Source organism: Verrucomicrobium sp. 3C, from assembly GCF_000379365.1.
GTDB lineage: Bacteria > Verrucomicrobiota > Verrucomicrobiia > Methylacidiphilales > Methylacidiphilaceae > Methylacidimicrobium.
This window is the reverse complement of sequence record NZ_KB901875.1, coordinates 1,541,056-1,541,389: the sequence shown is the minus strand read 5'-3', so window position 1 is coordinate 1,541,389 and position 334 is coordinate 1,541,056. Positions and strand designations below refer to the sequence as shown.

Genomic DNA, 334 nt, shown 5'->3' with positions numbered 1-334 from the left:
CCCGGGCCTTTTCCCCCAGAGGCTTCGACCGCTGGCGTTACCACCAGTAGCCGCTCCGAGTGCTTCCGGCTGGAGCAATAGTTGCCGGGTGGAGATCACTCCCTCCCCACTGGGCGATGCACCCTTTTCACGGCGCACGCGAAATGGCGGCTAGCCAGGGTCTTTTGTTTTGGAGTTCATGCGGCGGCAGGGATGGCCAGACATTGTTTGGGACTGGAGGGGAGTCGTTCGCGGAACTGCGGGAGGGATTGTTCGCCGAGGCGTTCGGAGAGGAGCCAGAGGAGGGCGTTACGGATGAGCGCCAAGTTGGCCAGCAGGTTGGGCTGACGGGAGC

1 pseudogene is annotated in these 334 nt (G+C 63.5%); it reads right to left on the bottom strand.

Annotation, left to right across the window (positions count from 1 at the left end):
* Positions 1-176: 176 nt before the first annotated feature.
* Positions 177-334, bottom strand: a pseudogene (locus A37A_RS19195) (DDE transposase family protein); the annotation flags it as partial.